Origin of the sequence: Nonomuraea antri (assembly GCF_013283785.1) — a bacterium.
In the GTDB taxonomy this organism is placed as follows: domain Bacteria; phylum Actinomycetota; class Actinomycetes; order Streptosporangiales; family Streptosporangiaceae; genus Nonomuraea; species Nonomuraea antri.
In genome coordinates this window covers 1-19412 of record NZ_JABCPZ010000213.1, presented here as the reverse complement: position 1 = coordinate 19412, position 19412 = coordinate 1, and the positions used below count along the sequence as shown (strand labels likewise).

General features: G+C 73.6%; 8 protein-coding genes. 3 read left to right on the top strand and 5 right to left on the bottom strand.

The window, feature by feature from the left end; translation table 11 throughout:
* Both HII36_RS43365 and HII36_RS43360 read left to right on the top strand, forming a co-directional pair.
* Nucleotides 1-3576, top strand: a 3576-nt coding sequence (locus tag HII36_RS43365) for a type I polyketide synthase (protein ID WP_173529183.1), incomplete at its 5' end; no start/stop codon positions are given.
* A gap of 23 nt (nt 3577-3599) precedes the next feature.
* Nucleotides 3600-5045, top strand: coding sequence for an FAD-dependent monooxygenase (locus HII36_RS43360; protein WP_173529182.1), 1446 nt, complete (start codon nt 3600-3602; stop codon nt 5043-5045).
* A 78-nt stretch (nt 5046-5123) separates the two neighbouring features.
* Here the strand turns inward: HII36_RS43360 and HII36_RS43355 are convergent, their stop codons facing one another.
* From HII36_RS43355 to HII36_RS43335, 5 genes are all read right to left on the bottom strand, one after another.
* Nucleotides 5124-6767 (bottom strand): (2,3-dihydroxybenzoyl)adenylate synthase, encoded by a 1644-nt coding sequence (locus HII36_RS43355; protein WP_173529181.1) that lies wholly within the window; start codon nt 6765-6767, stop codon nt 5124-5126.
* A 21-nt stretch (nt 6768-6788) separates the two neighbouring features.
* Nucleotides 6789-8288, bottom strand: a complete 1500-nt coding sequence (locus tag HII36_RS43350) for an FAD-dependent monooxygenase (protein WP_173529180.1) — start codon at nt 8286-8288, stop codon at nt 6789-6791.
* A complete protein-coding gene (locus HII36_RS43345; RefSeq protein WP_173529179.1) occupies nt 8285-9469 on the bottom strand; it encodes an acyl-CoA dehydrogenase family protein in 1185 nt (394 codons plus the stop codon). The genes HII36_RS43350 and HII36_RS43345 overlap by 4 nt, the downstream gene beginning before the upstream one ends.
* A 69-nt stretch (nt 9470-9538) precedes the next feature.
* Entirely contained in the window at nt 9539-10579 is a 1041-nt protein-coding gene (gene aroF / locus HII36_RS43340) for a 3-deoxy-7-phosphoheptulonate synthase (protein ID WP_328808154.1), read from the bottom strand.
* A gap of 36 nt (nt 10580-10615) precedes the next feature.
* Nucleotides 10616-11935, bottom strand: coding sequence for a salicylate synthase (locus HII36_RS43335; protein WP_217370686.1), 1320 nt, complete (start codon nt 11933-11935; stop codon nt 10616-10618).
* A 204-nt stretch (nt 11936-12139) separates the two neighbouring features.
* Between HII36_RS43335 and HII36_RS43330 the strand changes: the two genes are divergently transcribed.
* The coding region (locus HII36_RS43330) for a type I polyketide synthase (RefSeq protein ID WP_173529177.1) at nt 12140-19412 on the top strand (7273 nt) is incomplete at its 3' end.

Genomic DNA, 19412 nt, shown 5'->3' with positions numbered 1-19412 from the left:
CTCCACGACCCCACCCCCCTCCACCGCGTCGACGTCATCCAACCCGCCCTCTTCGCCACCATGCTCTCCCTCGCCCACCTCTGGCACACCCACGGCCTGCAACCCGACACCGTCATCGGCCACTCCCAAGGCGAAATCACCGCCGCCTGCCACGCCGGCGCCCTCACCCTCCACGACGCCGCCCGCCTCATCACCCTGCGCAGCAAAGCACTCCACAAAATCACCGGGCGGGGTGGCATGGCCTCGGTGTCGCTGCCGGAGTCCGAGACGCGGGAGCTGATCGAGCGCTGGGGTGACAAGCTGTCGGTCGCGGCGATCAACGGGCCCGAGACGACGGTGGTGTCCGGGGACGCGGACGCGCTGGACGAGCTGCGTGCCGAGGCCGGTGAACGGGTGCGCCGCATCTCCGTGGACTACGCCTCGCACTCGCCCCACGTGGAATCCCTGCGCGAAGAACTGCTCGACCTGTTCGCCGACATCCAGCCCCAGAAGACAGACATCACCTTCTACTCCACCGTCACCGGCCAGGCCATCGATCCCACCACCCTCGACACCCACTACTGGTACGACAACCTCCGACAGCCCGTCCGCTTCGAACAGACCACCCGCGCACTCCTCGACACCGGACACCACACCTTCATCGAGGCCAGCCCGCATCCGGTGCTGACCGGGCCCATGTCGGAGATCCCGGGCGTCAACGCGGTGGGCACCCTGCGGCGCGGCGACGGCGGCATGGACAGGTTCCTGTCCTCGCTCGCGCGGGCGCACGTGCTCGGCGCGAACGTGGACTGGAGCACGGTGGTGCCCGCCGCGCCCATCGTGAGCCTGCCCACCTACCCGTTCCAGCGCAGTCACTACTGGCTGAACCCGGTACGGCGCTCGGCCGACGCGGAGTCCGCCGGGCTGCGGGCCGACGATCACGCCCTGCTGGGCGCCTCGGCCGAGCTGGCCGTGTCCGGGCAGCGGCTGTTCACCGGACGGTGGTCGGTGGCCGATCACCCATGGCTGGCCGAGCACGTCGTGGCGGGCGTGAACCTGCTGCCGGCCACCGCGTTCGTGGATCTGGCGCTGTACGCCGGCGAGCAGACGGGATGCCCGCGCCTGGCCGAGCTGACGCTGCTCGGGCCGCTGGCGATGGGCCCGGACGAGGTGTTCCAGACCCAGGTCACCGTGGAGCCTCCCGACGAGCACGGCGCCCGCGGCCTGGCCGTCCACGCGCGCCCGGCCGGCGCGGAGCAGTGGACCCAGTACGCCACGGGAGTGCTCACCCCGGCCGAGCCCGAGCAGGGGGCGCCCGCCGCCCTGCCCCACGGCACCCCCGCCGAGGTCTCCTACAAACGGCTCGCCGAGCGCGGTTACGCCTATGGCCCGGAGTTCCAGGGCCTGCGCGGGTTCCGGCGGTCCGGGGACGAGCTGGCCGCCGAGATCGAGATCGAGCTGGACGCCGACGCGCACGCCGTGCACCCCGCGCTGCTCGACGCATGCCTGCATCCGCTGCTGATGACCGGTGGCGAGCACGAGCCGGTGCGCATGCCGTTCAACTGGTCGGGCGTGCAGGTGCGTACGCGCGGGGCCAAGGCGGTACGGGTGCGGCTCACCCCGCTCGATCAGGACGGCGTCCGCGTGCGTGCCACGGACGAGGCCGGACGCACGGTGCTGACGATCGACAGGATCGCGCTGCGGCCCGTGGACCTGAAGAGCCTGCCGGCCGCCGAGCAGGATCTGCTGTTCCGGCTGGAGTGGACGTCGCTGCCCCCGCAGTCCGCGCCGCCGGTGCCGGGAAAGGCGTGGGCACTCGTGGGGACGCCGCTGCCCGGGCTGGAGTCGCTGCCCGCCCACCCCGGGCTGACGGAGCTGGTCGCCGGCGGCGACCTGCCCGACACGGTGTTCCTGACCTGCCCGCCGACCGGCGCCGCCGACCCGGTGGCCGCCACCCACGAGGCCGTGACCGGCTTCCTCGGCCTGCTGCAGGAGTGGCTGGCGGACGCGCGCGTCGAGGGCTGCCGCCTGGTCGTGGCGACCGTGAACGCGCAGAACTCCGGCGAGCGTGACCTGGCCGCGGCCGCGGTGTGGGGACTGGTCCGCACCGCCCAGGCCGAGCACCCGGGCCGCATCACGCTGCTGGACCTCGACGGGGCCCAGGTGAGCAGGCAGGCGCTGGCCGGCGCGCTCGCCACGGAAGAGCCGCAACTGGCCATCCGCGGCGGCCTGGCGCAGGCGCATCGGCTGGCCAGGTTGTCGGCCGCGCCGGCCGACGCGCCGCCGATGTTCCCCGCCGACGGCACCGTGCTCATCACCGGCGGCAGCGGGGCGCTGGCCGAGGTGACCGCGCGGCACCTCGTCGAGGCGCACGGGGTGCGGCATCTGCTGCTGGCGAGCCGCCGGGGGACGCAGGCCCCGGGCACCGCGGCCCTGGCCGACGAGCTCGCCGGGCAGGGTGCGCGGGTCACGGTCGCCGTCTGCGACGCCGCCGACCGCGACGAGCTGGCCGGGCTGCTGGCCACGATCCCGGCCGAGCACCCGCTCAGCGCGGTGATCCACACCGCCGGGGTGGTGGACGGCGGCGTGGTGGGCGCGCTGACCAGGAAGAGCGTGCACGCGGTGCTGCGGCCCAAGGTGGACGCCGCGTGGAATCTGCACGAGCTGACCAAGGATCTCGGGTTGTGCGCGTTCGTGTTGTACTCCTCCGCCTCGGCCGTGCTCGGCAACCCCGGTCAGGCCAACTACGGCGCGGCCAACTCCTTCCTCGACGCGCTGGCCGACATCCGCCGGGCCGAGGGGCTGCCCGTCACCTCGATGGCCTGGGGGTTGTGGGAGCTGCGCGCGGGCATGGCCGGGGCGCTCAGCGAGAAGGACAAGGACAGGTTCGCGGCCTCCGGCATCGCGCCGTTCAGCGCCGCGCAGGGGCTGGCGGCCTTCGACGGCGCGCTCGCCGTGGACAACGCGGTCGTCCTGCCCGTCCGGCTGGACCTGGGCGCACTGCGCACCCGGGCCAGGTCCGGCGAGCTGGACTCGATGTTCCGCAAGGTCGTCGCGGTCGCGCCGGCCGCGAACGCCGGCGGCGCGCGCACGGCGGACGAGGTGCCGCTGGTCCACCGGCTCGCCCCGCTGAGCGAGGCCGCCCGGCAGGAGCTGGTGAGAGAGCTGGTGATGGACTGCATCGGCACCGTGCTCGGGCACGCGTCGCTGGAGCGGGTGCATGCCGAGCGCTCGTTCAAGGAGCTGGGCTTCGACTCGCTGATGGCCGTCGAGCTGCGCAACGGGCTCGGCGCCGCGACCGGGCTGCGCCTGCCGGCCACGCTCGTCTTCGACCACCCCAACCCGGCCGCGCTCATCGACTATCTGGCCGGACTGGCCGCGCCGGGCGAGGACGACCTGTTCGCGCCGCTGATCGTGGAGCTCGACCGGCTGCGCTCCCGTTTCGACGAGATCAACGCCACCGGCGCCGTCAAGGACGAGATCGCCGAACGGTTGCGCGGGCTGCTCAAGCGGGTCGACGGCGAGGAAGCGCCGCTCACCCACGCCACCGACGACGAGATCTTCGACTTCATCGACAACGAGCTCGGCGTCTCCTGACTCACCGAAGGAAAGGAATCATCATGGGCGACCCCGTGGTCATCTCGGGCGGCGGTCCCGCCGGGCTGATGCTGGCGTACGAGCTGGCGAAGGCCGGCGTGGGCTGCGTGGTGCTGGAGAAGCTGACGGACACCAGCGACTACTGCCCCGGCCAGGGGCTCAACACCACCGCCGTGGAACTGCTCGAACAGCGCGGCCTGCTCGACGGCCTGCTGGAGCACCGCGACCAGAGCGAGACCAAGGGCACGCACTTCGCGATGCTCTGGCTGGACGACTCGCCGCTCGAAGGGCGGCACAGGACCGGAACGCTGATCGGCCAGCAGCACCTGGAGCGCCACCTGGAACGCCAGGCCGTCGCGCTCGGCGCGGACCTGCGGCGGGGACACGAGCTGCGCGAGTACACGCAGGACGACGACGGCGTCGACCTGACCGTCCGGGGTCCGGCGGGCGAGTACTCGCTGCGCGCCGCCTACCTGGTGGGGGCGGACGGGGTGGACAGCCTCGTCCGCCGCCTGGCGGGGATAGATTTCCCCGGCGCCGGCGATCCGTGCTACGGCCTCGTGGGCGACGTGGAGATCTCCATGTCCGAGCTGGCCGAGGTGCACCAGCGGCCGCGGTTCTCCCCCACGGGCGGCATGTACTCGGCGGTGGCGACCTCGCCAGGAGTGGTCCGCGTGATCACCGCCGAGTTCGGCGTCGACCTGCCCGACGGCGATCCGACGGCCGCGGAGCTGCGTGAGCGCGTCCGCGTGCTGAACGGCGAGGCGTTCCCCGAGGCCCCGGTCCGCTGGGTGCGCAGGTACGGCGGCCCCACGCGCAACGCCGAGCGCTACCGGTACGGCCGGGTGTTCCTGGCGGGCGACGCGGCGCACACGTTCTTCCCGCTGGCCGGGCTGCGGCTGAACGGCTGTCTGCAGGACGCGGTCAACCTGGGCTGGAAGCTGGCCGCGTCGGTGCGCGGCCAGGCGCCGCGTGCACTGCTCGACACCTACCACGCGGAGCGGCACCCGGCGGGTGCGCAGGCGGGCGCCGCCACGGACGCGCAGCTCGCGCTGATCCACCCGGCGCGGAAGGTGGCGCCGTTGCGCGCGCTGATGCAGGAGCTCCTGCGTCATCCGGAGGTGAACCGGCACCTGCTCGGGCTGTCCACCGGCCTGAGCGTCTCCTACGCCGACGGCCCCGGTCTGGTGGGGCGGCGGTTGCCGCACGTGGAGCTGAAGACGGCCACCGAGGTGACCAGCGTGCCCGCGCTGCTGCACGCCTGCCGCGGGGTGCTGCTGGACTTCACCGGAGACCACGCGGCGGCGGCCGACGGGTGGCGGGACCGCGTGGACGTGGTGGTGGCCGAGCCGTGCGAGGCGATCGACGCGAGCGCCGTCCTGATCCGTCCCGACGGGCATGTCGCCTGGGCGGCCGGCGCGGGCGAACTGCGTGCGGCGCTCGGGACCTGGTTCGGCGACCCCCGCTGACGCCGCTCCCCCGGCGGCGGGCGCGCGAAGAGAACCCCTCCGGATGCTCCGGAGGGGTTCTTCGTCGTCCCGCGAGCGTCAGGTGTGGGTGACGGCCAGCGAGCGCAGCGCCGCCTTGTCCACCTTTCCGATCTTGGTGTGCGGCAGGTCCTCGACCAGCAGCAGCCGCTCGGGAAGCTTGAAGCGCGCCACCTCCATGCCGGCCAGCGCCGCGCGCACCCCGGCCAGGGTGATCTCCCGCTCGGGCTCGGGGACCACCACGGCGCACACCCGCTCCCCGAGCACGTCGTCGGGCACGCCGACCGCGGCCACCCTGGAGACGCCGGGAACCCGGTACAGCAGGCTCTCCACCTCCTCGGCGGAGATCTTCTCACCGCCTCGGTTGATCATGTCCTTGTCGCGCCCGGCCACCATCAGGTTGCCGCTGGGGTGCAGCCGCACGACGTCGCCCGTGCGGTACCAGCCGTCGGGGGTGAAGGCCCGCTCGTTGTGCTCGGCGGCGCGGAAGTAGCCGCGCGGCGTGTACGGGCCACGGGTCAGCAGCGCGCCCATCTCGCCCGGCGGGACCGGTTCGCCGTCCTGGCCGACGATGCGGATCTCGTCGCCGGGGCTCAGCGGGCGGCCCTGCGTCTCCAGCAGCACCTCGTCCGGATCGTCCAGCCGGGTGTAGTTGAGCAGTCCCTCGGCCATGCCGAACACCTGCTGCAGGCCGCAGCCGAGCACCGGGCCGATCCGGCCGGCGATCTCCGGAGCCAGCCGCGCGCCGCCCACCTGGAGCAGGCGCAGGCCGGGCGGGGCCGGGTGCCGTCCTGAGGCGACCGCGTCCACCCAGCGCTGGGCGACCGCGGGGACCACGGCGGTGACCGTGACGCCCTCGGCGGACATGAGCGGAAGCACCCGGTCGGGGTCGGGGCTGCGGCTCAGCACTACCCGGCCGCCGTTCATGAACGTGCCCAGGATGCCCGGGCAGGCGAGCGGGAAGTTGTGCGAGGCGGGCAGGGCGGCCAGGTACACGGTGTCCTGGCCGAGCCCGCACAGCTCGGCGCTGGCCCTGGCGTTGTATTCGTAGTCGTCGTGGGTGCGGGCGATCAGCTTGGGCAGCCCGGTGGTGCCGCCTGACAGCAGCAGCACCGCGACGTCGGAGCCGGTCACCGGCAACGCGTCCAGTTCGGCGCGGGCCCCGGCCAGCGGACGGCCGAGCCTGCGCAGATCCTGCTCGCCTGGCGCGGTGGCGGGCCCGGCGACCAGCAGCAGGCGGGCGCCTGCGGTGGCGGCGAGCACCTCGTGGCCCAGCGCGCGGTGGTCGAATCCGGCCAGCACGTCGGGGACGGCGACCGCCCGGACCTCGGCCAGCCGCGCCAGGTAACGCAGCTCGTGACCGCGGTGCGCGGGCAGCGCCAGCACGGGCGCCGCGCCCAGGCGCAGGCAGGCCAGCACGAGCACGACGTACTCCCAGCAGTTCGGGAGCTGCACGAGCAGCCGGTCGCCCGTGGCCAGGCCGGCGTTCATCAGCCTGGCGGCGCAGCCGTCGGCGCGATCGGCCAGTTCCCGGTAGGACAGGCGAACCTCGCCGTCGGTGAGCGCCTCGCGGTCGCCGTATCGGTCGGCCCATTCGTGCAGGTAGTCGCCCAGCGGCCGGCCGCGCCAGTATCCGGCGCGCCGGTAGCGGGCGGCGGCCTCCGGCGGCCAGGGCACGAAGCCCAGTGTGTCGGTGTCGTGCATCGGTCGGACCTCCTGAGGTCGTCAGGGAGCGGCCGCGACCAGGTCGGCCCGGCCGGACAGGACGAGGGTCGTCATCGCGTCGGCGTCGTACGGCCCCGCGAGCAACACCGGCAGCCCGCGGTTCAGCCTGGCCTCCTGGGCCACCAGCAGCCGGGTCAGCGCGGTGCCCCCGCGCACGCCCACGAACCGCCCCTCGTGGTGGGCGTCGAGCCGGGCCAGCGCGCCCGGCAGATCACGTTCGGCGGCGGGGGCGTCGATCCACGACACCTCCGGCACCTCGGCCCCGCCCGCGGTGACCGTGCCGTCGCCGGCGACGCGGGCGCGGCGGCAGGGCAGGCTCAGGTGGCGGCCGTGCCAGGCGGCCTCCAGCGGCTCGGCCCCGTGCCGCTCGTGCCACCATTTGTCGACGCGCTCGACGTAGCCGGGATCGCGCAGGCGCAACTGCTCGCGGGTGATGCTGCGGGTCAGGAAGTGGAAGGCGAACTGGGCCGGCTCGAAGGCGCGGGCGTACTCGCCGAAGTGCTCCCACCAGGACAGGCTCGGCCGCGCCGCGTGCTGGATGCGCTCGACGCGCGGGCGGCGTTCGTCCTCGTAGCGGCGCAGCGCGGTGGGCAGGTCGTCGCCGTGGGCGGCCACGGCGGCCGCCAGCGCGGCGGCGTCCTCCATGGCCATCTTGGTGCCCGAGCCCACCGAGAAGTGGGCGGTGTGCGCGGCGTCGCCGAGCAGGACCCAGGTGCCCCGATGCCAGGTCCGGGTGCGGACCGTGGAGAAACGGGCCCAGCGCGAGTTGTTGCCGACCAGCGGGTGACCGAACAGCTCCTCCAGGTACGCCCTGCTCCGCTCGTCGCTCGCTCCCGGCGGCGCGCCCGGGTCGAACCCGTCCAGCCCGGCCCTGGCCCAGGTGTCGGCGTCGGTCTCCACGATGAACGTGCTCAGCGAGTCGCTGATGGGGTAGGCGTGCGCGGCGAAGGCGCCGTGCGGGCCGCTCCGGTGCACGAACGTCAGCCCGTCGAACGGCTGCGGTGTCCCGAACCAGATGAACCTGGCGCTCGACGTCTCGGCCGAGGCCCCGAAGTCCGCGGCGAACAGGGCGCGGAAGCGGCTGTTGGCGCCGTCGCACACCACGACGAGGTCGAACCCGTCGAGTTCGGCCGGATCGTGGATCTCGTGCCGGAAGCGCAGGTGGACGCCCGTGGCGGCGGCGCGGGCCGCGAGCGTGCCGAGCAGCGTACGCCGGACCACCGCGGACATGCCCATGCCGGCCACCCGCTCGCCGGCCTCGCCCAGCCGGATGTCGATCGTGTCCCAGCGCGGGCCGAGCCCGCGCAGGCGGGCGCCCAGCTCGGGATCGGCCGTGTCGATCGTGCCCAGGGTGGCGTCGGAGAAGACCACGCCGAAGCCGAAGGTGTCCAGCGGCCGGTTGCGTTCGAACACCACGACCTCGGCGTCCGGCCTGCTCCTCTTCAGCAGAGCCGCGAAGAACAGGCCGCCGGGCCCGCCGCCCACGCACGCGACCCTCATCGCCGGTCACTCACCGGCGCCACCGGGACGCCGGCCGCGGTGGCGCCGACGATCTTGCGTGCCGTCACGTTGTTGATCGGCATGAACGTGGCCGCCTGCACGTCACGCCACATCCGCTCGAACGGCAGCGCCCGCGCGTAGGAGGCGCCGCCGACGACGTCCACCAGGCGGCGCATGACCTGCGTGGCGTTGTTGGCGCCGACGTACTTGACCACCGCGCACCTGGCCACGCCCTCCTGGACGCCCACGTCGAACAGCCGCCCGGTGCGGACCTCGTCCACGTGCCTGTGAATGAGCGCGCGTGAGGTCTCCAGCAGGATCTGGCACTCGCCGATCGCGTCCTGCACGACCGGGTCGTGCTGCCTGCCCTTGGCGCTCAGCTGGGACACCGTCCAGTCCAGCGCCCCCGCGGCGACGCCGGTGTAGACGGCGGCGAACGCGGGCAGCGCCCACGCCCAGGTGGTCCGCAGGACGCGCGCGTCGAGGTGCCCGGCGGGCAGCCGGTGGCCCACGGCCTCGTCGGGGACGAACACCTCGTGGAACTCCACGTCGTTGCTCTGCGTGCCGCGCATGCCCAGGGTGTCCCAGGTCTGATGGATGCGAACGCCCGGCTGGTCCAGCTCGACCTGGCAGAACAGCACCAGGGGCCCGCCGTCGGCGTGTTCGTCCCTGGCGGTGACCGAGCAGTGGGTGGCCACGGCGGTGTTCGTGCCGAAGCTCTTGCGCCCGGTGACCAGGTAGCCTCCCGGCACCCTGACGGCCTGGGTACGGGCGTCGGTCAGGTCGTTCGGCATGCCCATCTCGCTGGTGACCGAGGACCAGATCATGCGGCCTTCGGCCACGGCGCGCAGCATGGACTCCAGCCGGTCGCTGCCGGTACGCCGCCAGATGCCCGCCCACTGGGCGACGGGCAGGGTGTGCATGGTCACCGCCAGCGCGGTGGCGCCGTCGCCCATGGCCAGCCGCTCGAGAACGAGGAGGATCTCGGCCATGCCCGCGCCCAGCCCGCCCATTTCCTCGGGCACCGCCAGGGCCAGCAGCCCCGACTCGCGCAGGTCGTCGTAGTTGCGGTAGGGGAAGGTGTTGTCGCGATCGTGCTCGGCGGCGCGTCCTGCGAACACGTCGGCGAGTTCTCCGGCCAGATCGACGAACCTCTGTTGGGTCGCGTTCAGACAACGCACGGGCTCTTCCTTCACGAACAGGGGATGGCGGGCCGCAGGAGGCCCTCGGCCCGCCCGGAATCCCTCGGGTCAGATCGGCAGGGCCGCCCGTGCGGGCTGCCGGACCAGCGGTCGGCCGAGTGCGGCGGTGACGCGGTCCAGGTCGTCGATGATCGACTTGAGCTCCTCGGGGAGCAGCGCCTGCCGGCCGTCGCACAGTGCGGCGGCCGGATCGGCGTGCACATCGATGATCACGCCGTCGGCCCCGGCCGCCGCGGCCGCCAGCGTCATCGGGCCGACCAGCGCGGGATCCCCGGTGGAGTGACTGGGGTCCACGATGACCGGCAGATGGCTGAGCCGCTTCACGGTCGGGACGATGCTGAGGTCCAGCGTGAACCGGGTCTCCCGCCCGAACGCCCTGATGCCGCGCTCACACAGCACGACGTCGGGGTTGCCCTCGCTCATGATGTACTCCGCCGCGCACAGCCATTCGTCGACGGTCGCGGTCATGCCGCGTTTGAGCAGCACCGGCAGGCCGGCCCGGCCGGCCTCCTTCAGCAGCGGGAAGTTCTGCATGTTGCGGGTGCCGATCTGCACCATGTCGGCCCACTCGGCGACCAGCGCGACCTCGTCCGGCTGGGTCGCCTCGGTGACGGTGCCGAGCCCGCTCAGGTGACGCTGCCCGGCCAGCATGCGCAGGCCGAGCTCGCCCAGCCCCTGGAACTCGTAGGGTGAGGTACGCGGCTTGTACGCGCCGCCGCGCAGCAGCACCGCGCCGGCCGAGATCGCGGCCTCGGCGGCGGCCGCGAGCTGTTCCTCGGTCTCCACGGCACACGGGCCGGCGATGACCGTGAATCCCGGCCCGCCGATCTCGACGCCGCCGACGCGCACCCGTGAGCCGGACGGATAGAGCGCACGGGCGGCCAGGTGGAACGGGCCGGTCGAGTGGACCGTGCGCAGCACTTCCGGATGCTGGTCGAAGTCGGCGACCGGGCCCAACGCCTTGGGACAGACCAGCAGCGTCCGCCCGTCCAGGCTCACCGGATGGACCGGGCCGTGCTGCTCGGACAGGGACTTCAGGAGTTGTTCCAACTGATGGGCGTTGACGGTTCTGGACATTTCGACGATCACGTCGGCCTCCTCGGCGAATGGACGAGTGCGCGAGCGTCACTGTCCGAGCGGAACCAGGTAGCGGGCGACACTGGACAACTTCTCGCACGTCTCGGTGAGCTCGCGTTCTGGCCGGGACTGCTCGACGATGCCGGCCCCGGCGCGCAGCCAGGTCCGGCCGTTGTGCTGGAACACCGTGCGCAGGACCAGGGCGGCGTCCATCGCGCCGTCGCTGTCGTAGGCCAGCACGGCGCCGCTGTAGAGCCCACGCGTGGAGTCCTCCAGCTCGTGGATCAGCGAGTACGCCGACCGCTTGGGCACGCCCGAGGCGGTGACCGCGGGGAACAGCGCGGCGAAGGCGTCCCACGCCTGCTGGCCCTCGTCGAGCCTGCCACGCACGGAGGAGGCCAGGTGCTGGACGGTGCCACGCTCCCTGATGACCATGAACTCCGGGATGTCCACGGCTTCGCCGCACAGGCCCATCAGCTCGTCGTAGGCGACCTTGACCGAGATGGCGTGCTCGAAGATCTCCTTGGAGTCCCCGAGCAGCTCGGTGCGCAGCGCCTGGTCCACGGCCGGAACACCGGTGCGGGCGCGGGTGCCGGCCAGCGGCTGGGTGGTGACGATCCCGTCGTCGCTGACCTCCACCACGGTCTCCGGGCTGAAGCCGGCGGCCTTGCGCCCGTCCAGGGAGAACAGGAACGACCGCGCCGGTGAGTTGGCGCGGCGGCCGACGGCGTAGGTGCCGACGATGTCGATCGGATGCTCCACCGGGACGGTGCGGGAGAGGATGACCTTCTGCAGCCGTCCGTCGCGGATCTGCTGCACGGCGCTGGCGACGGCCGCCCGGTACCGGTCGGCGTCGTGCCCGTTCACCTCCACGGGGCTGGCGCGGTAGGGCACCGCCTCGGCCGGTTCCAGCGCGGCCTGCATGGCGTCCAGGTCCGCGGGGTCCAGGGCCCGCAGCAGCGTGCCGGAGGAGTGGAAGCGGATCTCGCTGCGCGGGATGACGAGGTGCAGGAACACGTCGTCGCCGACGAGGTCCATGAGACCGTCCTTGGCCGTGGCCATGTCGAACCCGCACCAGCCGTACATCCGCCAGGACTCGATGGGCACGTCGTCGAGGATCTGGGGGATCTGGTGCAGCAGGTTCTCCTGCCAGGCGTGCTCGGTCTCTCCGCCGGGGCCGCGCAGCAGCAGCCGGTGCCTGTCGATGGTGAGCTCGGCGGCGACGCCGGAGGTGAAAGCCCACCCTTCCGGCCCTTCGTAGCAGACGTAGTCGGACTCCCCCTGTCTGGCTGCCAGGTGCACGACGGTGGCGAGCGGGTCCGCGATTGGAGCGGTTATGCGCTCGTGGTACTTCTGGCGATCAGCCATGGAAATGCCTCCTGCATAGGGAATCGCGCCATGGCGGGTGTGCGGCGCCCGCTCTCCGCGCATCGTTGAGGCCAGGTCTAAACCGGCCCTAACCATGGCCTAAAGCGCCGGTCGGCTTTAGATCGCCACAAGGTCGCGCTAAGTCGCCCTGGCCAGAGTTGTCGCGAATCCAAGCAGCGCGGGTGGCGAAAGGGATGGCTTCGCATGCCTAACGAGGACAAGCTTCGCGACTATCTCAAGCGGGTCACCGCCGATCTGCAGCAGACCCGGCGCAGGCTGGCCGATGCCGAGGAGCGGATGCGCGAGCCGATCGCGATCGTGGGCATCGGCTGCCGCTTCCCCGGCGGTGTGCGATCGCCGGAGGCGCTGTGGCGGGTGGTGCGCGACGGCCTGGACGTGATGGGGGACTTCCCCGCCGACCGCGGCTGGGACCTGGACACGCTGTTCGACGACGATCCTGAGACGGCCGGCGCCTCCTACACCCGCAGGGGCGGCTTCCTGGACGACGCCGCCGACTTCGACGCCGGGTTCTTCGGCATCAGCCCGCGCGAGGCGCTGGCCATGGATCCGCAGCAGCGGGTGCTGCTGGAAACGGCGTGGGAGACGTTCGAGCACGCCGGGATACGGCCGTCCACGCTGCGCGGCAGCCGGACCGGGGTGTTCGTGGGGACGGGTCTGCAGGACTACGCTCCGGAGGTGCGCTCGGTGCCGGCCGAGGTCGAGGGCTATCTGGGCGCCGGGGTGATCCCGAGCGTGGCCTCGGGCCGCATCGCGTACGTCTTCGGCCTGGAGGGCCCGGCGCTGACCGTGGACACCGCGTGTTCCTCGTCGCTGGTGGCGCTGCACCTGGCGGTGCAGGCGCTGCGCCGGGGCGAGGTGTCGCTCGCGCTGGCCGGCGGGGTGACGGTCATGTCGGCCCCGCGGCTGTTCCTGGAGTTCAGCAGGCAGCGCGGGCTGTCGCCGGACGGCCGCTGCCGCGCCTTCGCCGAGGGCGCCGACGGGACCGGGTTCTCCGAGGGGGCCGGGCTGGTGCTCGTGGAGCGCCTGTCGGACGCCCGACGCAACGGTCACCGGGTGCTGGCCGTCGTCCGCGGCTCCGCGGTGAACCAGGACGGCGCCAGCAACGGGCTGACCGCGCCGAGCGGACGCGCGCAGGAGCGGGTGATCCGGCAGGCGCTGGAGGACGCCGACCTGGCGCCGTCCGACGTGGACGCCGTGGAGGCGCACGGCACGGCCACCCGGCTGGGCGACCCCATCGAGGCCGCCGCGCTGCTGGCCACCTACGGCCGGGGGCGCGCGCGGCCCCTGTGGCTGGGCTCGGTGAAGTCGAACATCGGGCACACGCAGGCCGCCGCGGGCGTGGCCGGCGTGATCAAGATGGTGCTGGCGCTCGGCCGCGGCCTGCTGCCGCGCACCCTGCACGTGGACGCGCCGACCTCGCACGTGGACTGGTCGGCGGGCGAGGTGTCGCTGCTGACGGAGGAACGTGAGTGGCGGCGTGACCCGGAACGGCCGCGCCGCGCGGGGATCTCGTCCTTCGGCCTCAGCGGGACCAACGCGCACGTCGTGCTGGAGGAGGCCGACGAGACCGGCATTCCCGCAGAGCCCGACGAGACCGGTAGTCCCGCAGAGCCGGACGGGTCCGGGGACGTCGCGGTCGTGCCCTGGGTGCTGTCCGCCCGGTCCGCGCCCGCCCTGCGCGCCCAGCTCTCGCGGCTGCGTGAGTTCGCCGAGGCGCGCCCGGAGCTGACTCCCGCGGAGATCGGCCGGGCGCTGGCCGCCACCAGGGACACCCTCGACCATCGCGTGGTCGTCGCCGGCCGCACCCGCGAGGAGCTTCTCGACGGCCTCGACGCCGTCGGGGCGGACCTGCCTGCGGCCGGATCGGGGCGGCTGGCGTTCCTGTTCACCGGTCAGGGCAGCCAGCGGCTCGGCATGGCCGAGGAGCTGCACGCCGCCTTCCCCGCCTTCGCGACGGCCTTCGACGAGCTCGCCGCCGAGTTCGGCCGTCACCTGGAACGGCCGCTCAAGGACGTGGTCTGGGGCGACGACGCCCAGGCACTGAACAGGACGGTGTACACGCAGTGCGCGTTGTTCGCGGTGGAGACGGCGCTGTTCCGCCTGCTGGAGAGCCTCGGCCTGCGCCCTGACCTGGTGGCCGGACACTCGGTCGGCGAGCTGGTCGCCGCGCACGTGGCCGGTGTGCTGTCGTCGGCGGACGCGTGCGCGCTGGTGGCGGCCCGTGGCCGACTCATGGACGGCGCCCGCGAGGGCGGTGCGATGCTGGCCGTCGGCGCGCCCGAGACCGAGGTGGCCGCCGCGCTGGCCGGCTTCCCCGGCGTGGACCTGGCCGCCGTCAACGGGCCCGCCTCGACCGTCGTGTCCGGCGACGCCGACGCGGTCGCCGGGGTGGAGGAGCTGTTCCGCGGCCAGGGGGTGCGCACGCACCGGCTGCGGGTGAGCCACGCCTTCCACTCCGGGCACATGGACGGCGTGCTCGCCGAGTTCGAGCGGGTCGCCGCCGGACTGACGTACGCCGAGCCCACGATCCCGATCGTGTCGAACGTGACGGGCCGGATCGCCGACGCCGCCGACCTGGCCTCCGCCGCCTACTGGGCGCGGCACCTGCGCGCGCCCGTCAGATTCGCCGACGGCCTGCGCACGATGGCCGAGCAGGGGGTCACGGCGTTCCTGGAGGTGGGCCCGTCGGCCGCGCTGACCGGGATGGTCGGCGAGACGCTGCCCGGCGTCACCGCGGTGTCCGTGCTGCGGGAACGGCGCCCCGAGGCCGTCTCGCTGCTGGAAGCGCTCGGCGGGCTGCACTCCTGGGGGCTGCCGGTGGCGTGGGAGCGGTTCCTGCCGCCCGGACCACGGGTGGACCTGCCCACCTACGCCTTCCAGCGCGAGCGGTTCTGGCTGGAGCCTTCGGCCAGGGCGGACGTGGCCGGCGCAGGGCTGGGTGCGGCGGGCCACGCGCTGCTCGGCGCGATCGTCGAGCAGGCCGACGCCGACCAGCTCATCCTCTCCGGACGGCTGTCGCTGACCGCGCAGCCGTGGCTGGCCGGGCACGCCGTCAACGACACCGTGCTGCTGCCCGGCACCGCCTTCGCCGACCTGGCGCTGCACGCCGCCGACCGGGCGGACTGCCCGGCCGTGGCCGAGCTCACGATCTCGGCCCCGCTGACGCTGCCCGCGCAGGGCGCCGTCATGGTCCAGATCATCGTGGGGCCCAGGGACGAGAGCGGCTGCCGTCCGCTGAGCATCCATTCCCGGCCGGAGAACGGCGAGAGCTGGACCCGGCACGCCACGGCCACGCTGGGCGACGGCGACCCGGCCCCGGCGGACTGGGCCCGGCCGGCGGACGCCGAAGCCGTCGACCTCGACGACCTCTATCCGCGCCTGGCCGCGCACGGATACCGGTACGGCCCCGCCTTCCAGGGACTGACGGCCATGTGGCGGGCCGGCGAGACCCTGTACGCCGACGTCACCCTGCCTTCCGACATCGACCCCGACGGGTACGGCGTGCATCCCGCGCTGCTGGACGCCGCGCTGCATCCGCTCATCGTCGCGGCCACCGAGGATGTCGCGTTCGAGCCGATGATCCCGTTCGCCTGGACGGACGTGCGGTTGCACGCCACCCACGCGACGGCGCTGCGGGTGCGCCTGAACCGGCACGGCCACGACAGCGTCTCCATCGTCGCGGCCGACGCGTCAGGCGCACCGGTCGTCAGCGTCGGCACGCTGACGCTGCGCCGGGTGCCCACCGAAGCGCCCACCGCCGCCGCGCCACTGCACCACCTGGAGTGGACGGCGCTGCCCGAGGTCGCCGAACCCGGCCGGCGGCGCTGGGCGGTGCTCGGCGAGCCCGGCCCGCTGCTGGCCGCCACGCTGAACGACGCGGGCCCGGCCGCCGACGATCCCGAGCTGGTCTTCGTGCCGGTCGGCGGGACGGACACACGGGCCGCGCTGGACGTCGTGCTGACCAGCCTGCGGCAGTGGCAGGCCGGTGCGGACCAGGCGAACGCCACGCTCGTGTTCGTCACCGAGGCCGCGACGGCCGTATCGGCCGGTGAGCACGTGCTGGACCTGGCCGGAGGCGCCTGCTGGGGGCTGGTGCGCACCGCGCAGGCCGAGTCGCCCGGCTGCTGCGTCCTGGTCGACCTGGGCGCCGCGCCCACCTGGAACACCCTGCTGGCCGCCGTGGAATCCGGCGAGCCGCAACTCGCGCTCCGCCACGGCACCGTGTACGCCAGTCGCCTCGTCCGCACCACAGGAGAGGATGCCCTTGAGCTGCCGGCCGGTCCGTGGCGGTTGACCATCGACGAACCCGGCACGTTCGAGCGCCTGTCCGCCGGGGCGGCGCCCGAGCACGACGCGCCGCTCGCCGCCGGGCAGGTACGGCTGTCGGTACGGGCGCTGGGCCTGAACTTCCGCGACGTGCTGATCGCGCTCGGCCGGTACCCGGTCGCCGCGCCGATGGGCGGCGAAGTGGCCGGGGTCGTGGTCGAGACCGGGCCGGGCGTGACCGGGCTCGCCCCGGGTGACCGCGTGATGGGGCTGGTCCCCGAGGGCGCGGGGACGACGGCGGTCACCGATCGGCGCCTGCTCGCCCCGGTCCCGCCGGGGTGGTCGTTCGCGCAGGCGGCGACCGCGCCCATCGCGTACCTGACCGCCTACTACGGCCTGGTCGACCTCGCCGGGCTGCGACCGGGTGAAGCCGTGCTGGTGCACGCGGCCGCCGGCGGTGTCGGGATGGCCGCGGTGCGGCTCGCCCGGCACCTGGGAGCCGAGGTGTACGGCACCGCGAGCGCCGCCAAGCGCCAGGTCCTGGCCGGTGACGGGTTCGACCCGGCGCGCCTGGGCGACTCACGCAGCCTGAGCTTCGAACCCGAGCTGCTCGCGGCCACCGGCGGCCGCGGAATGGACGTCGTGCTCAACGCCCTGACCGGGGACTTCGTCGACGCCTCGCTCCGCCTGCTGCCCAGGGGCGGCCGCTTCCTGGAGATGGGCAAGGCCGACGTCCGCGATGCCGGTCAGGTCGCGCAGAGCCGGCCCGGGGTCGTGTACACCGCCTTCGACCTGCTGGAGTCCTCGCCCGACCGGATCGGGGAGATGCTCGGCGAGCTGAGCGCGGCGTTCGCGTCGGGGGCGCTGCGGCCGCTGCCGGTGACCGCCTGGGACGTACGGCTGGCCCGGTCCGCGTTCCGCGAGCTCAGCCAGGCCAGGCACATCGGCAAGATCGCGCTCACGCTGCCGAGGCCGCTCGACCCCGCGGGAACGGTGCTGGTGACCGGCGCCACCGGCAGCCTGGCGGGGCTGGTCGCCCGCCATCTGGTGGCCGAGCACGGCGTCAGGCGGCTGTTGCTGGCCGCGCGCCGGGCGGTCGACCCCGAGCTGGTGGCGGAGCTGACCGCGCTGGGCGCCGTCGTGTCCGTGACGCGGTGCGACGTCGGCGACCGGGCCGCGGTGGCCGGGCTGCTCGCGTCCGTGCCCGCCGCTCACCCGTTGACCGCCGTCGTCCACACGGCGGGTGTGCTGGACGACGGCGCGCTGGACGGCCTCACCCCCGAACGTCTCGACGCCGTCCTGCGGCCGAAGGCAGACGCGGCCTGGCATCTGCACGAGCTGACCATGGACCTGGATCTGGCCGCGTTCGTGTTGTTCTCCTCGGCGGCCGGGGTGATCGGCAATCAAGGGCAGGGCAACTACGCCGCGGCCAACGCCTTCCTCGACGCGCTCGCCGCGCATCGCCGCACGCTGGGGCTGCCCGCGACCAGTCTCGCGTTCGGGCTGTGGGGAGTGCCCGGCGGCATGGCCGGCACGCTGGACCGCGCCGGGCTCGGCCGCATCCGCGAGGCCGGGCTGCGACCGCTGACCCCGCAGGAGGGCCTGGCCGCCTTCGACGCGGGGCTCGCCCACGAGCGCGCCGTGCTGGCGCCGGTCGCGTTCGACCTCGAAGCGCTGCGGTCGCGCGGCACGTTGCCCGCCGTGCTGAGCGGCCTGGTCAGGAGCACGCGGCGGCGATCCGCCACGGGGGGCGGGGGCGCCGGGCTGGCCGACCGGCTCGCCGCGTTGCCCGCTCAGGCGCGTGCGGAGTTGCTGGCCGACGTGGTCAGGAACGAGGTCCAGGCCGTGCTCGGGCGGCCGCGGGGCGAGGCGCTGGATCCCGGCAAGCCGTTCAAGGCGCTCGGGTTCGACTCGCTGGCGGCGGTGGAGCTGCGGAACCGGCTGATCACCGCGACCGGCCGGCGCCTGCCCGCGACGCTGGTCTTCGACCACCCGACTCCCGCCGCGCTGGCCGCCTTCCTGCGTACCGTCCTGCTGGCGGAGGAGCAGGAGGTGGTGCGGGCCGAGCCGGTGGCGGGTCCGCTGGACGAGCCGATCGCGGTGATCGGCATGGCCTGCCGCCTCCCCGGCGGTGTGGAGTCGCCGGAGGACCTGTGGCGGCTGGTGTCGGAGGGCGTGGACGCGATCGGCGGGTTCCCCACCGACCGAGGCTGGGAGACGGGGTTGTTCGACCCCGACCCGGACGCGCCCGGCAAGACCGCCACCGATCAGGGCGGGTTCCTGGACCACGCGACGGAGTTCGACGCCGAGTTCTTCGGCATCAGCCCGCGCGAGGCGCTGGCCATGGATCCGCAGCAGCGGCTGCTGCTGGAGGTGGCCTGGGAGGCCGTCGAACGGGCGGGCATCGCGCCCGACTCGCTGCACGGCAGCCCCACCGGCGTCTTCGCCGGGGTCACCGCGGGCGACTACGCGGTCAGGACCGGACGGCTGCCGGAAGGAGTCGAGGGATACCTCTCGACCGGGACGACCACGAGCGTGGCCTCGGGGCGGATCGCCTACGTGTTCGGGCTGGAGGGCCCGGCGATCACCGTGGACACGGCCTGCTCGTCGTCGCTGGTGGCGCTGCACCTGGCCGTGCAGTCACTGCGCCGGGGAGAGTGCGGCATGGCCCTGGCCGGCGGTTCCACGGTGATGTCGGGCCCGTTGACGATCACCGAGTTCAGCCGTCAGCGCGCCCTGTCGCCCGACGGCCGCTGCAAGGCCTTCTCGGACGACGCCGACGGCACCGGATTCTCCGAGGGCGTGGGGGTGGTCCTGCTCGAACGGCTCTCCGACGCCCAACACCACAACCACCCCATCCACGCCATCATCCGCGGCACCGCCATCAACCAAGACGGCGCCAGCAACGGACTCACCGCACCCAACGGCCCCGCCCAACAACGCCTCATCCACCAAGCCCTCACCAACGCCCACCTCACCCCCCACGACATCGACGCCATCGAAGCCCACGGCACCGGCACCCGACTCGGCGACCCCATCGAAGCCCAAGCCCTCGCCAACACCTACGGACACCACCGCACCCACCCCCTCTACCTCGGCTCACTCAAAACCAACATCGGCCACACCCAAGCCGCCGCCGGCATCGCCGCCCTCATCAAAATGACCCTCGCCCTCCACCACCACCAACTCC

Excerpts from the sequence above, each read along its gene's own strand:
- HII36_RS43360 (WP_173529182.1), top strand. The coding sequence starts at position 3,600 with ATGGGCGACCCCGTGGTCATCTCGGGCGGCGGTCCCGCCGGGCTGATG.
- HII36_RS43355 (WP_173529181.1), bottom strand. The coding sequence starts at position 6,767 with ATGCACGACACCGACACACTGGGCTTCGTGCCCTGGCCGCCGGAGGCC.
- HII36_RS43350 (WP_173529180.1), bottom strand. The coding sequence starts at position 8,288 with ATGAGGGTCGCGTGCGTGGGCGGCGGGCCCGGCGGCCTGTTCTTCGCG.
- HII36_RS43335 (WP_217370686.1), bottom strand. The coding sequence starts at position 11,935 with ATGGCTGATCGCCAGAAGTACCACGAGCGCATAACCGCTCCAATCGCG.